Origin of the sequence: Photobacterium sp. WH24, assembly GCF_019204055.1 — a bacterium.
GTDB classification, from domain to species: domain Bacteria; phylum Pseudomonadota; class Gammaproteobacteria; order Enterobacterales; family Vibrionaceae; genus Photobacterium; species Photobacterium arenosum.
In genome coordinates this window covers 107750-122053 of record NZ_JAGSOZ010000013.1, presented here as the reverse complement: position 1 = coordinate 122053, position 14304 = coordinate 107750, and the positions used below count along the sequence as shown (strand labels likewise).

The following is a 14304-nucleotide window of genomic DNA, read 5'->3' as shown; positions in this document are numbered from 1 at the left end:
GATGATGTTGCATCCGCTTTCTAAAAAAGAAAGTTGCTGGTACTCAGGGCGTGATTAAAGCTTCATTAGCGAATGCGTGGTGTAATAAAGCGATAAAATCACTGGTATCAGAGAAATGCGTTGTATTGATCTTGGAAATCGCGATACCCGGTGTCCAGGAGTTCATGACAGCGGCAGCCTGAGAACAGAGTAAGTTGGTTTCAGTGATATTTTGCTCTTGTTGCGGTATCTGCATTGCGTCCAGCTGACGCTGCACTATCTGCATTGTGGTGCCACGCAACTTTGCACCCTTGGGCCAGATCACTGCTTCACCGTCCCAGAAGGCGAGATTCCAGATACTCGCTTCAGTTAGCCGGCCCTGGTTATCCGTGAATATGGCGTCATCGAATCCTTGGTTAACTGCTTGACGCATCAAATGGGTTTTTGCAATTTCCCCGACATGCTTAATGGAAGGCAGTATTCGTTCATGAGCAAAGGTTTTCATGGTTAAAGGGCCGTGGGGACCGTCACTGGCTGCAGACTGGCGAATCAGTATGTTTAACCTTGAACTATCCTCTCGGGGAGTAAACTCTCCGCTGTCAGAATACACATAAACCATCAGAGAGCGATTGTTCTCTCCGGACCGTAAGACGTCGCGAATCTGATGAAGAATGGCCTCGTTACTTAACGATTTTCCGAATAAATGGTGCGAGGCTTGTTGCAGGCGTTCAATGTGCAGGTCGAGTCCCCGAATTTTTCCATTGCGCACTTGCATGGCAGTAAAGTGGGCATGACCAGCAAACGTCAGCACTGATAATTGAGATCCGGTAGCCAATTGCCCATTGATGACGGCTGTAGCTTGATTTGGCATGAGTTTTCTTGCCTCCATAAGCGTGAGTTTATTGATTGAAAGAAGCTGAACACTGGGAGGAATATTGATTTATTGCGTCGGGAAAGAGAAACAAGTATTACTTGAACCTGCATTTGATAATTTTTGATGATTGATGAACAGTAAATTCATACCGGGAACCAGAGCATTACGGATATTTGTTGCAGCAGGAAAGCATTTACATTTCTCAAAAGCGGCAACAGAAGTCAGCCTTACACCAGCGGCAGTGAGTTATCAGATCAAGGAAATGGAAGAACAACTGGGTTTTTCTTTATTTAAAAGAAACAGCCGCTCCATTCAATTAACCCCAGAGGGGAGTATATTGTTTACCGCTGTTTCTGAATCTCTCGATAATATGGAACAGGCACTCGGCTCTGCCAGAAGGATTAACAAGCATAGTTCGCATCTTACTTTGTCAGTCGGCGCCAGATTTGCCACATACTGGCTATTACCTAAACTCGGAGAATTTAAACAATTGAGGCCAGATTTATCGATAACGTTAGACATCACGGATGACGTCAGAGATTTTGGTCGCGATGGTATTGATATGGCTATCCGGTTCGGTAATGGCCGATATCCTGATTGTGTGGCAAATAAGCTATTTGAAACGTCAGTTGTCGCTGTCTGTAGTGCCGAATTTTTAGCAATTCATCAGGATATAAATAAACCGGAAGATCTTCTCAGACTGCCGCTAAGTTATGTCAACTGCACGGTAAATGGGCAAACTTGGCCTGACTGGAAAATGTGGATGAGCCAGGCAAATGTCAATGCATTCGATAATAGCCAGAGTATTGCGTTCTCTGATCTCAACCATGTGATCCAAGCGGTTCAGGATAATGTCACTGTGGGCTTGGTTGAACCTAGACTTGTCTCAAACCAGCTATCGCAAGGGTCATTCGTGCAACTGTTTGATCTGACGATGAAACTACCCGATGAGTTTGCGTATTACTTTGTTTATCCGGAAAGCAGTGAGAAAGAAGAAGCAGTGGCTGATTTTTTGAGTTGGTTATTTACTGTCATTGAGAGTCATCAAGGGGAGAATATCGCAGTTGGCGAAGCGAAACATCAGGCCTCTGGAAAGTGAGTCCGATGTGGTAAAAAAATCCTGTTAAACTCAGTAGATAAACTACCTGAATGCCAAGGAGGCACAATGCAGCAGCGACAAGACAGAATCGGCTTTGCCGTGCTGGGTGTTTGTATATTACTGGGGCTGACTCTGTTGGGCTATTTGCTTGGTCATGCTGCACTGACCTATAAGCAGCTTGACCGCAGTGTGACAGTCAAAGGGTTATCAGAAAGAGAATATCCGGCCGATATCGTGATATGGCCGATTCAGTACAATGTCGCGAGTAATGATTTAACGGAGTTGTATCAGATGCTGGATGGCCAGACATCGCAGATCCGATCTTACCTGCGGGGCAATGGCATAGACGTTGATGAGATTTCTGTCTCCACTCCTGCGATCACGGATAAATCTGCCCAGCAATATGGCAGTGATGTGCAGGCGCAGTACCGCTATACCGCGATGCAGACCGTCACTGTGTACTCTACCCATATTGATACGGTACGTAATGTCATGGGATCGCTTTCTGAGCTGGGTAAACAAGGCATCGTTTTTACCGGCGATGCGTATCAAACCCAGACCGAATACCTGTTTACCCGCCTGAACGCCATTAAACCTGAGATGATCGAAGAAGCCACCCGCAATGCCCGTGAAGTGGCGCAGAAATTTGCCTCGGATTCTGACAGCACACTGGGAAAAATCCGAAAAGCGACTCAAGGCCAGTTTTCAATCAGTGCGCGGGATAAAAATAATCCGCACATTAAAAAAATCAGAGTGGTCTCGACGGTCGAATATTATCTTTCTGATTAAAGAGGCCACGCGCAATACAATACGACGCAGCCGTGTGCTTCTGCTCAGCCTGATTTGCGGATCTGCGTCATTAATACCGGCACACATTTCTCTGCAGCAGCCAGATCTTTACCGACAAATGCCGACACAATCGCGCCCTCTTTCATCAGGCAAATGCTATCCAGCAAGACTTCGTCCGGCGTGTGAAGGTGCTGCTGAATCAGCGCCCGGACTTTGCGTTTGTGCTCGCAACAATAGTCGGCAATTGCGGTATTTTCTTCGCTGAATTCTGCCGATGCATTGATAAAAAAACAGCCGCGAAAAGGGCTTAATGCCGGCACCCTGCCATGGAACCAGTCGCTCAGGCTCCCGAACAGGCAGGTGATCACCTCTTCATCGCTGTTTGCCGGCGCTAATTGCTGTTCCAGCCATGTCATAAAAATCTCGTCGCGCGCAGCCAGTGCCGCAAGTATGAGCTCGTCTTTACTGCTGAAGTAGCTGTAGAGCGTTTTCTTTGCTACCCCAGAGACTTTCAGCACTTCGTTGATACCCACAGCATGAATACCCTGGCGGTAAAACAGGGTGAGCGCGGTATCTGTCAGCAGTTGTTTTTTGTCTGTTTTCAATGACCTTGTCGTACTCATGCATCCTCCTCATCTGAAAAGCATCTTGACATCGGTAGACTGACTTGTCTACTCTGATTTCCCCTAAGTAGACAGGTCGGTCTACTAATTATTAAGAAGGAGTACAAAATGAATCAATACGGTATTGCACTGTTATCCGGACTGGGTGCGGCGGTGGCCATCGGATTATTGTCGCTGGCAGAGAACCTGACCTCGGCCGGACTGTGGCTGATGGCCCCATTCGGCGCGACGGCAGTATTGGTCTTCGGTGTACCGGACAGCCCGTTAGCGCAGCCCAGAAATGTGATAGCCGGTCACTTGTTAACGGCATTCATTGGAGTGTTTTTTGTCAGCTTTGTTGGCGTTACATCCCTGACATTAGCGGTGGCTTCAGGCCTTGCTGTCTCAGCCATGTTGCTGACGAAAACGACACATCCGCCAGCGGGTGCTAATCCACTGTTAATTATGCTGACCGGGCAAACCTGGTCGTTTTTGATAACGCCGGTATTGATTGGTGCCGTTGTCATGGTGCTTGTCGGTCAGATGGTCAATAAAGGTATCTGGCGGTGGAGGCGACAAGCCTGAACGTACCGGAATGTCACTTTTATGGTGAAAAAATGTCTCTTTTTGCGCTATGAAACTGATTCAATGGTTAATAGGATTGAGCCAACTCATTAATCATTCGATTGATAACAATACCTACAGGAATTTGTTGTGTCTGATTCTCTTTCTTACGTGCTGATCAATAGCGTTGAACTGTTCTCGGACTATCAGCAACCGCTGATAGAACTGTTGAAACTCAGTCAGGCTGATGACGCTATTTTAGGTTTCGACACCGGCTTTGATGAACAGAAAGCGAGCCGGTATTTATCTTCACTGGAAAGAGATATCGCCAGTCAGGTGTTGCAAATTCTGATTGGGGTGAAAAACGGCACAGTAGTGGTTTGCTGTTTCTTTAAGAAAAGCCATCAGCAAACCACCAGGCATATTTGTGATCTACAAAAGGGGATGATTCATCCCCATTACCGTAGCCAGGGATTATTGGAACAGACACTGGCTGCGATAGCACAATCGTGCATGTCGCAGGGTGTTGAACTGCTCACACTGGATGTGCGGGGTGGTTCGAAGGCTCATCGAATCTGGAACAAGTGTGGGTTTGAAACGTATGGAATCCTGAATGATTACAGCCGTTATCAGGGGCAGTCATTCGACGGGCATTACATGAAACAACGCACGGTTGATCTCTGGAACCGTTTTAAAACATTCTACAAACAAGGAAGTCAAACTATGTCAGTTGGCGCTGAACTTATTCATAAAAAAGATTTTCGCGAATTAATGCGTGAGACATTAGAAAATCACCTGACCTTAGGTCACCCACTTTTTAAATATCTGCTGGATGAAAATAACCCTAATCCAGATTTATTAAAGTTCACCACTTTGCAGGGCTATCAGCTTACTAAGCACTTTCTGACTTATATTGAGCATCTGTTTTTTCACTGTCCTTTGCCAAAACACAAGCGGGCGCTGTTGCACAACATGTATGAAGAAGAAACCGGCCGGTTATCCAATACCAAAAATCATGTTGAGCTGATGCAGGACTTTATCAAGGCATTAGGCATTTCTGACACTGAACGTGACGCGGCTATGGCACTGCCACAGACTCAGGCACTGATTGATTATCGCTTGATCGCCTGTAAAAACCCGGATTTGTACCACATAGGTGCAGCGGCCGTGATGGTCGCCAGTGAAGGGCAGAACCTGGAAAGTGTGGGAGACGAAGCTCGGCACAATATTCTGGGTAAAGTGTACGACCTGAAAGAAGCTGATTTGCTGTTTTTCTCTGTGCATCAGGAAGAAGATGTCGGCCATGTTCAGCAAGGCCTGGCGCTGCTGGCTGATCTCTGTGATACACCGAAAAAGCAACAGGAAGCCCTTGAGGCGATTAATATCACCTGCGAGCTGTTCTATGGGATGTATCAAGGGGTGTATGAACACTTTGGTTATGACAAAAAAGATCAACAGGTGCAAGCGGAGTCGCTTCAGGAGGCCTGATGGATATATCCCGTAATAAGCAGATAATCGCCATTTCCGTTGGCGTGCTGGTGACCTTTTGGGCGTCCTCGATTAAGGGAAGCTATCAGGTTTACTTCCTGGATTTAGCCAGCATGTGTGGTTTGGGACGGGGTATTTTCTCGTTAACCAGCGCCTTGTTTGGGTTGTCGATTGGCATATTGTCTCCTGTTGTTGGTTGGATATGTGACCGTATCGGCCCGGCGCTGACCATTTTGTCTGGCGCTGTAGTTGCGGTGTTTGTCTATCTGCTGATGGCAGTGTCATTCAACTTCTGGCTGTTCCTGGTGTTGTTCGGCGTGCTGGCGGCTTATGCATTAACGGCGATGACCTTTGTGCCGCTGGCGCTTTTGGTCGACCGTATCTTTGACAGTCAGAACAAAGGCATGGCGTACGCCGCCATTACCAACGGTACAGCAATTGGCTTTATGGTGCTGTCGCCATTCTGGGTGTGGCTGAATACCTTTGTAATCTGGCAAGACATCAGCCTGATCATCTTCGGTGTGTTTGCTGTGGTGATCTTGCCTGCCTGTATCTGGTTATGCCGTGTTTTCCCACGCCGGGAGTTCGTCTCTGAAACAGCTGCCGAGAGCGACGGGGATGATTTGAAATGGCATCAACACCTGAGAAAACCACTGTTTCTGTTACTGGCGCTGTCATTCGGTGGTTGCGGTGCCTCAATGGCTTATGTCGATGTGCATTTGGTTCCTATGTTACAGGAACGTTTTAGCGGGGGAGAAGGGGAGGCCACCATAGTCGCTTCATCGCTGAGCGTGCTGGGTGCAGCAGAACTCATCGGCGCGTTTTTAGTGGGCTATTTACTGCGTTATTCAGCGCCGGCTTTGATGCTGTCTCTGCTTTACGCTGTCCGTGGTGCTTCTATGCTGATTGTGCTCTCAGCAGACAGCTTTCTATTGTGCATGATTTTTGCCGTGCTATTTGGCCTGACCTATATGGGAACAGTAATAGTCACGTCACTCATGTGTCTTAAAGCCTATGGCGAGAAAGTGAAAGGCAAGATTTTTGGCTGCCTGTTTACCGTTCACCAGGTCTTCGTCTTTGGCACGGTATGGCTGGGTGGCCTGTCTTATGATGCGACGCAAAGTTACTCCTTCATCACACTTGCAGTGACTGGGTTGTGTTTTGTCTCTGTCGCAATGGGAATGGTTTTTTACTTCTCTGATGCCTTTAAAGATAAACCGCAATCGCAGGTTGTTACACCATCTTAATCGCCGACTCAATGATGAAAGGAATAAAAAGCATGGAGCAATCAACCCGAGCAATACACATGGAGTTTCCTTCATTGGATGACTCTCATGCCGCGGCCATTGCCATGACATCGGCCTATGATTTTACGTCGGCGCAGGAAGCCAGTGACAGGTTCAACGGGGTGACAGAAGGGAATATTTACAGCCGTTTTACCAATCCATCGGTCGAACATTTTGAACGAAAGCTGGCCTCGCTGGAAAACGCGGAATCCGCTGTGGCCTTTGCTTCTGGTATGGCCGCTTATCTGGCGCTGGCAATGACGTTTCTAAAACAGGGCGACCATGTTGTGCTGGCCAGCGGTATTTTCGGAACCACTACCCACCTATTTCGTCAGTATTTCGGCCAGTTTGGTATCACGGCGACTTGTGTGGATCTTGATGATCAGCATGCATGGCAAGCCGCTATGTGTGATCGTACCCGCATGATTTTGGTTGAGTCTCCCACCAACCCACTGCTGAAAGTGGCGGATTTAACCTGGTTATCCGGGCTGGCAAAACGTAATAATGCCCTGTTGGTGGTGGATAACACTTTGCTGTCTCCGGTCAACCAGCGACCGTTAAACCATGGTGCCGATCTGGTGTTGCATTCAACCGGTAAATTCATGGACGGGCAGGGCAGAACGGTTGGTGGTGTCATCGCCGGACGTAAAGACGTGATCCAGCCATTGAAAAACTATTTGCGCAGTTCCGGAACTTGCATGAATGCCTTTACGGCTTGGGTGCTGAGTCACGGCCTGGACACGCTGACGGCCAGAATGACCATGCATGAACAGAACGCCAGAACGGTCGAAGCCTGGCTGCGTCAGCAGTCTTGTGTGAAGCAGGTCTTTTCCACCTTCAGTCATTCGCATCCGCAGGCCGAGGTGATTGCCAAACAGCAAACCGGCCATAGCCCGGTGATCAGTTTTGTTGTTGAAGGCGGTCAGAAAGCGGCCTGGCGGTGTATTGATGCGCTCAATCTGGTGGCCCGCTGTACCAATATTGGTGATACCAAATCTATGGTGACCCACCCGGCCTCGACGACCCACTGTCGGTATTCTCAGGAAGAGAAGCAGCAGTACGGTATTTCAGACGGCCTGGTCAGGTTGTGTGTCGGGCTGGAAGCCAGTCAGGATATCATTCAGGATCTCGGGCAGGCACTGGCTGCCTCTCAGGTAACACATTCACTCAGGGAAGTTGTATAGCTGTCATGATGAACACATTTCGTAATGCTGCGCTTTTGTTTGCCTCTGTGCTGGTAACCAGCACAGCCAATGCGGCGCAGAACCACACGCCAAACACTTTGTATAAACACAATTATGTGGCTTTTCAGTCCGGCCAATCAGCTGATAATCCGGTGACTGTGGCTGCACGTTTCACCAAACCTGACGGTATTGAGGCACCACTGCCTGCGGTTATCATAGTGCACGGTTCTGGTGGTGTGGACGAACGCGGCGCACTCTACAGCCAGGTATTGAACAGGCAGGGCTTTGCTACATTAGAAATCGACATGTGGGCTGCCCGAGGGTTGGAAGGCGGGTTGTCTCGTCCGAAACATGTTAAAGAGACGCTACCGGATGTGTATGCGGCAATTGATTATCTGAAATCCCGCCAGGATATTAATGCCGGCGAACTGGGCCTTATTGGCTTTTCCTGGGGCGGTGTGGTTGCCATGCTGATGGCGGGCGAGCAGGAATCAGGATCACTGAAAGCCTTGGTTGCCAACTATCCGGTGTGCTGGGCCTATAACAAGGTGTCAGGGTATCCCTTTACCGGCATTGCTGCAGACCGCCACTTGATGATCTTGTCTGGCGAAGAGGACAAATATGATGGTCCGGATGATTGCAAGACGCTGGTCAGCCAGTTGCCACAGTCTAACCAGTCCTTGGTGAAACTGGTGACATTGCCCGGTGCCACCCATGCCTTTGAGCTGCCCAGAGCAGAAAGTACCTTTTTTGATCCTTATGCTTTCCGGGGCAAGGGAGGGAATGTCCCTATCCGTTATAACCCGGAGGCCACCAAACATGCTCTCAAACTGGCGTCACAGTTTTTTGTTACCCAGTTGAGCGATTAAGCAGGTATCTCCCTGTACTTTCGGCCGCCGCGTCCACTTTAGCGGCGGATTCTTTTGGCAGGGTTTTATACTTTTTCTTCCAGGCGGCCCGCAATGAACTAGCCTGGGGGAAACCGGACTTAAACGCTGCCACTTCAATGGTGTCACCATTTTCAATGTAGCACTTGGCTTCTTCCAGCCTCAGTTCGACCAGATATTCCCTAATGGTCAGGCCGGTAGCGTTTTTAAATTCTCGCTGCATATGGCGGGAAGAGACCCGAAAGGCGTCGGCTATATCGGCCAGTGCCAGTTTTTCATGCAGTTTTGTCTGCAGGTAATCCTGAATGGAATGTACCAGCGGTGAAATGTGGCTGCGAAAGCTGAGCTGTTTGGATATCTGTGGATCGTTTGCCATACGGCGACGATAGACCACCAGATCCCGTGCCACTTCCATAGCAAACCGGCTGCCACTGATATCTTCGATGAGCTGAAGGGCCAGGTCAATACCGGCTGTTACACCTGCTGTGGTGTAGACCTGACCATCCTGTACAAAAATCCGTTCTGGCAACACGTCTGCAGCAGGGAATTGTTGCGACAGCGCCTCTGTGAGCTTGTGGTGCGTTGTCGACTGACGATTATCCAGCCAGCCAGCTAACCCCAGTAAAAAAGCCCCGGTGCAAATACCGAGAATCCGGGTATCGGCTTTCGGGGTATGCCTGAGCCATTCAATGCACCGCTCGCTGGCCTGATTCCGGTATATCCCTTCATGGTATTTCGATGCACACACAACCACTATGGCATTATCAGGCAGAGAAGATGGCAAAGGTTGCATGCCACCGAGAGTTAGCCCCTGATGACTGCTCAGGGAATTTTGATCACTGATGAAATGCAGATTCAGATCCATGCCATAGCTGATGGCTTCGTGAAAAGCCTGGCAGGGGCCAGCCAGATCGAGTAAATGCACGTCAGGGGTCAGCAGGAAGTAGATATCAATCGGGGTATGCTTGGGGTTGGCATGCTTCATTGCCATTCAGTCCATTGAAGGTGTATTCAGGAAACAATGTACCACCCAGCCAGACAGAGTGACTAGTGCAATTGAAGGAGTATGGTAGTCTTGTGAAATAACACTATGATTTTATTCAATGTAAGGTCGAGATATGGAAATGGAAAAGGCCGCTGAACGGCATCTGGTGAAATATATTTCTTATGTTAACGAGTGTGCCGCCAATGGTATTAAACAATATCAGGCAGCAGTCAGTCATCCTGAAACGTACCTGAAAAGCAGGATAGCGCATGCCGAGGGTTTGGGTTTGCCAGAGGGCTGGCTACCTTCGACTACGTTTTTTTGCATCAGTCACGGTGAGATTGCTGGTGCGATTCGGGTCCGAACTGGCAGCAACGCTTATGTCGAAAATGTTATCGGACATGTCGGCTACGAGACACGCCCGACTGCCAGACGGCAAGGTGTCGCCAGTTTCATGCTGAACTGGGTATGCCGGCATTGTTGCTCTCAGCCCCTCATTATTACTTGCAGCGCTCAAAATACCGCCTCGCGAGGTGTCATAGAGCGCAATGGCGGCCGGTATTTGGGATCTTATACCGATGCAGAGAGTGGCGAAACCGTATTACGATATCAGTTAATGCCGATAATTACTGATATGTCTGAATGTAAGGGTAGAGTGTCCGATTAGAGATATGTATTTCTAAGCTGACCTGAGACAATGAATACATACGTACAGCGTATTTTTCTACCATCTCAGCGAAGGCAGCGCATGATCTACTTATTTCCCTTATTGACGGTTTCAATTTGGGCAGGGAATGCCATTGTTAACAAACTTTCCTACAGCGTAATCGATCCGGGAGCGATCGCCTTTTACCGCTGGTTTTTTGCCATGCTGGCACTGACACCTTTTGTTATTACCTCTGTTATTCGTCAGTGGTCAAACATCAAGCCGCATTTGTCGAAGCTGGCATTGCTGGCGTTTCTGGGCATGGTACTGAACCAGTCGCTGGGGTATTTTGCCGCACCGACCACCACAGCCACCAATATGGCGCTGATTATGTCACTGGTTCCTCTGATGAGTATGTTTCTGAGTGTACCTATTCTGAAACAAAAGCTATCGCCACTGGCAATGGTGGGTGCTGTACTGTCGCTTGGCGGGCTGGTATTGATGCTGAGCCACGGCGATCCGTCTCAGTTGCTCGCACAGGGCATTAATCAGGGTGATGGCTTACTCCTGCTGGCTGCGTTCGTGTATGCGCTTTACTGTGTATTACTCAAACGCTGGGATATGCCCCTGAGTAACTGGCAGTCTGTGTATGTTCAGGGCATGTTTGCCGTCCTGTTCCTCCTGCCTATGCTGTTTACCAGTCAGCGGGTAGCGATTACCGGCGATGCATTACCTCTGGTGTTGTTTGCCGCGATTCCTGCTTCTGTGATTGCGCCCTGGTGCTGGATGAAAGGGATCAAAATGCTGGGCGCAGACAAAACAGCCATGTTCATGAACCTGATGCCAGTGATCACCGCTATCATTGCCAGTGTTGTACTGAATGAACAGCTGGAAGCGGTGCATTTGATCGGCGGCGGTATGGTGCTTTGCGGAGTGGCCGTCGCCCAACTGAGGCTGAAAGCCCGCCGGAGCAAACTGGTGACGGCATAACAGCGAATCAGCCAAAGATAGCATTCAGAAAGGCAGCGGAAACGCTGCTTTTTTATGACCGCCATTTGGGGAAATATGCATGTCGCGCTTCAGATTTGGCGTAGTCCTCGGCATTTTCTTATGCGCGCCAGGTACTCTTTGGGCGAGCAAAGAGTGTCTGTCGCAGCAAAGCGTGATTGCGAATATGTGTCGTTATGCGGTGAAAAAGAGAAAGGCAGTGGGGATGATGTATCCCGCACTGCCTTCTATATTAGCTGACGTGTTTCTTGATCACTTCCACAGTCAGGACACCGATGGCGCCAGAGTTCATGGAGCCGCCTGTCACAGACACAACATAATTGCGGTTCTGGCCAGTTTGAGACCAGCTGTTTGACTTACTGCCCCAGGGACAATCCCAAACCAGAGTCACGACTTTTGTTGAACCGTCGTACAGATCAAACGAACCTTGGGTACCGGAAGCTGAATCAGAGCGACCACAGGAGCTTACGATGTTAAAACCTTCCTGCCCAATTTCGACGACTTGCCCATTCACTTCTTCAGGCGACAGTTCATGATCTTTATTGTCGTACTGATAAAATTTACCCCAGCTGTGTTGCGCATTTTTCACTTGCAGGTTGCAGTTATCTGCGATGACGGTATAGCTGACCCATTGTGCGTAAGCCATGTAAGCTCCTTAAAATACAATTAAGTTTAAGAAACCTAGAATTATCGCTGACGACTCATTACCACTTACTAGCGATTGTTCTAAGCAGTCAGCATGAAGTTAGTTAATGAATATCCGAAAAACAACAGCATGTTTATGATGTGTGATTTTGGGATAAGAATTCTGTAAATCATCATCATATGATTTACAGATTGGTTTAGAATTTGGTTTCTGCACGAATATTCCCTCCCTTGAATAAGGAGATGAACTGTCCGAATTTGATGAAACGCGTCGATTTCCACCAAGGTTCTCCGGCTCATCAGTCACGAATTTTTTTTCATCTTGTAGATTCTTTTATCAACATCTACTATTCAATCGCTATCAGGACGAGAGTATCAATGCGGCAAGGAAAACCACTACACAGAATGATGATTGTTGCCAGCTTTTTGAGCTGGCTATTGCTCATTGCTATGCCTGTGGTCAATGCCCATCACCAGCCTGCGGGAACCTGGGCCAGCTTGTGCACACTGGGCGGTTTTAAACTCGTTAAACTGGCTGATGGTAAAGATCAGCTCAAGCATGATACTCAGGGGCACTGTCCCATCGGTGTTTTCAGCCTGGCTCATATTGATGAAAGATGGCTGGGGCTGGGTGAGCCAGGCCTCGCACAACCAGCCAACACCTATCAGTTCACGCCTCGCCAGTGGCACTATTTTCTTTCGCCTTCCAGAGCACCGCCAGCGGTTTAACCGGGATAGATCCGTCTTCTCCCCGGCTTACATATTTCCCAAACATTTCTCTATGCTGGTTGTTTCTGCCTGACAGACAGAAACAGTGTAACTGTGCGTATTTTTCGCACTGGAAGGTAACTCAATGACAAATAATAACGAGACTCTGGCGCAGCAGGAAAAGCTGCCATCACCACAACGTAACGGCTACCTGACGGCCTGGCGCTGGCATTTTTATGCCGGTTTGTATGTGGTGCCTTTTTTGCTGATGCTGGCGGTGACTGGCCTGATGATGCTCTACGCGGGAACGATCGATAATCTCCGTTTCAAAGACCTCCTTTTTGTCGAGCCGGCCGCTCAAAGTCTGCCTGTCAGTCAGCAGCTCAATGCTGTTCAGCAAGCCTATCCCCAAGCCACAATTAATCAATATTTAACCCCAAAGCAGCCTGAAGATGTGGCGCGTTTTGCGGTAGTGACAGCAGATGGACACGGCTTGTTCGTGACAGTGAACCCTTACACAGCTGAAGTGCTGGGCTCGCTTGATCGCGATAACAACCTGTACACGCTGGCCAATGAAATACACGGCACGCTGCTTATCGGCGATATTGGCGATCGCCTGATTGAGCTGGCGGCGAGTTTTGCTGTGATCCTGATTGTGAGCGGCGCTTACATGTGGTGGCCGCGTGACAACGCCAGCAGAGCCGGTGCGCTGCGCGTGCGTTTGACCTGCGGCAAGCGTACGTTCTGGCGTGATCTTCACGCGAATCTTGGGGTCTTAACGTCTGTGTTTTTACTGCTTTTTCTGCTGTCAGGTCTGTCCTGGTCGGGGGTTTGGGGCAGCAAGATGGTGCAGGCATGGAACAGTTTTCCCGCGGGGGTATTTGGTGATGTGCCGCTCTCGGATGCTAAGCATGCCGACATGAACCACGGCGAACTGGAAGAAGTGCCGTGGAACCTGGAGCAAACGCCCATGCCTGTGTCCGGCTCACATGCCGGTCATCAGGGTATGGTGGGCAAGGTGGATCTGGAGTCGGTTGTTTTGTTTGTCAAACAGCTGGGTTTTACGTCGTTTCGTGTCAATCTGCCTAAAGGTGAGCAGGGCGCATACAGCGTGCTGCAAAGTACCATGAGTAACGATATTAACGATGCGACGCAGGATCGCACCCTGCACATCGACCAGTACACAGGCAAGGTACTGGCAGATATCAGGTACGAACAATATTCCCCGATGGCGAAAGTGATGGCGTGGGGCATTGCGCTGCACGAGGGCGACTTTGGCGGGTGGAACAAAGCAGCAAACACTGTGCTCTGCCTGGCATTCATTGTGATCAGCCTGAGCGGTATCGCGATGTGGTGGCTGCGCCGACCGAAAGGCAAGCGTATGCTTTCTGCCCCGCCAGCACCGAAGAACATGACGCTGTGGAAAGGAGCAACGGTTGTGATTGCCATTCTTGGAGTGTGTTTCCCGCTGGCAGGGATAGTGATTGTGACTGTGCTAATAGCGGATAAGTTGCTATTTGCACGGGTGTCGAAACTGGCAAGATTTTTCAGTTAAGTTCG

The 14304-nt window shown here is 49.1% G+C and carries 15 protein-coding genes; 11 read left to right on the top strand and 4 right to left on the bottom strand.

The features are described 5' to 3' along the window. Window positions 1–43 precede the first annotated feature (43 nt). Window positions 44–850, bottom strand: a complete 807-nt coding sequence (locus KCG43_RS15970; protein WP_218386198.1) for an aminotransferase class IV family protein — start codon at window positions 848–850, stop codon at window positions 44–46. Between the two features lie 133 nt (window positions 851–983). On the opposite strand from KCG43_RS15970, the gene KCG43_RS15965 reads away from it, so the two are divergent. Then, complete coding sequence (locus tag KCG43_RS15965) at window positions 984–1952, top strand: LysR substrate-binding domain-containing protein (RefSeq protein WP_218386195.1); 969 nt, start codon at window positions 984–986, stop codon at window positions 1950–1952. A gap of 66 nt (window positions 1953–2018) precedes the next feature. Then, entirely contained in the window at window positions 2019–2741 is a 723-nt protein-coding gene (locus KCG43_RS15960) for an SIMPL domain-containing protein (protein WP_192016221.1), read from the top strand. A gap of 44 nt (window positions 2742–2785) precedes the next feature. Here the strand turns inward: KCG43_RS15960 and KCG43_RS15955 are convergent, their stop codons facing one another. Further along, window positions 2786–3364 carry a TetR/AcrR family transcriptional regulator gene (locus tag KCG43_RS15955; protein ID WP_218386193.1) on the bottom strand — a complete coding sequence of 193 codons (579 nt, stop codon included), beginning with the start codon at window positions 3362–3364 and terminating at the stop codon, window positions 2786–2788. A gap of 108 nt (window positions 3365–3472) precedes the next feature. Between KCG43_RS15955 and KCG43_RS15950 the strand changes: the two genes are divergently transcribed. From KCG43_RS15950 to KCG43_RS15930, 5 genes are all read left to right on the top strand, one after another. Further along, the gene (locus tag KCG43_RS15950; RefSeq protein ID WP_192016223.1) at window positions 3473–3928 is read left to right on the top strand and encodes an HPP family protein; all 456 of its coding nucleotides are present in this window, start codon (window positions 3473–3475) and stop codon (window positions 3926–3928) included. Between the two features lie 129 nt (window positions 3929–4057). Beyond that, on the top strand, window positions 4058–5395 hold the full coding sequence (locus KCG43_RS21540; protein WP_218386190.1) for an iron-containing redox enzyme family protein: 1338 nt from the start codon (window positions 4058–4060) through the stop codon (window positions 5393–5395). Further along, a complete protein-coding gene (locus tag KCG43_RS15940) occupies window positions 5395–6642 on the top strand; it encodes an MFS transporter (protein ID WP_192016224.1) in 1248 nt (415 codons plus the stop codon). The genes KCG43_RS21540 and KCG43_RS15940 overlap by 1 nt, the downstream gene beginning before the upstream one ends. Window positions 6643–6674: 32 nt before the next feature. Further along, window positions 6675–7865: a PLP-dependent aspartate aminotransferase family protein gene (locus tag KCG43_RS15935; protein ID WP_192016225.1), complete on the top strand. Its 1191-nt coding sequence runs from the start codon at window positions 6675–6677 to the stop codon at window positions 7863–7865. 5 nt (window positions 7866–7870) lie between these two features. Then, on the top strand, window positions 7871–8734 hold the full coding sequence (locus KCG43_RS15930) for a dienelactone hydrolase family protein (RefSeq protein ID WP_218386187.1): 864 nt from the start codon (window positions 7871–7873) through the stop codon (window positions 8732–8734). Here KCG43_RS15930 and KCG43_RS15925 read toward each other — a convergent pair. Beyond that, entirely contained in the window at window positions 8715–9743 is a 1029-nt protein-coding gene (locus tag KCG43_RS15925) for a GlxA family transcriptional regulator (protein ID WP_218386185.1), read from the bottom strand. The genes KCG43_RS15930 and KCG43_RS15925 overlap by 20 nt on opposite strands. Before the next feature lie 127 nt (window positions 9744–9870). Here KCG43_RS15925 and KCG43_RS15920 point away from each other — a divergent pair, with 127 nt between their 5' ends. After that, window positions 9871–10404 (top strand): GNAT family N-acetyltransferase, encoded by a 534-nt coding sequence (locus KCG43_RS15920; RefSeq protein ID WP_218386183.1) that lies wholly within the window; start codon window positions 9871–9873, stop codon window positions 10402–10404. An 81-nt stretch (window positions 10405–10485) separates the two neighbouring features. Further along, window positions 10486–11373 carry a DMT family transporter gene (locus KCG43_RS15915; RefSeq protein WP_218386181.1) on the top strand — a complete coding sequence of 296 codons (888 nt, stop codon included), beginning with the start codon at window positions 10486–10488 and terminating at the stop codon, window positions 11371–11373. A gap of 250 nt (window positions 11374–11623) precedes the next feature. Here the strand turns inward: KCG43_RS15915 and KCG43_RS15910 are convergent, their stop codons facing one another. After that, window positions 11624–12037, bottom strand: coding sequence for an aegerolysin family protein (locus tag KCG43_RS15910; protein ID WP_218386178.1), 414 nt, complete (start codon window positions 12035–12037; stop codon window positions 11624–11626). A gap of 377 nt (window positions 12038–12414) precedes the next feature. On the opposite strand from KCG43_RS15910, the gene KCG43_RS15905 reads away from it, so the two are divergent. Next, window positions 12415–12765 (top strand): hypothetical protein, encoded by a 351-nt coding sequence (locus KCG43_RS15905; RefSeq protein ID WP_218386176.1) that lies wholly within the window; start codon window positions 12415–12417, stop codon window positions 12763–12765. A gap of 124 nt (window positions 12766–12889) precedes the next feature. Continuing rightward, a complete protein-coding gene (locus KCG43_RS15900; RefSeq protein WP_218386175.1) occupies window positions 12890–14299 on the top strand; it encodes a PepSY domain-containing protein in 1410 nt (469 codons plus the stop codon). Window positions 14300–14304: the final 5 nt, after the last annotated feature.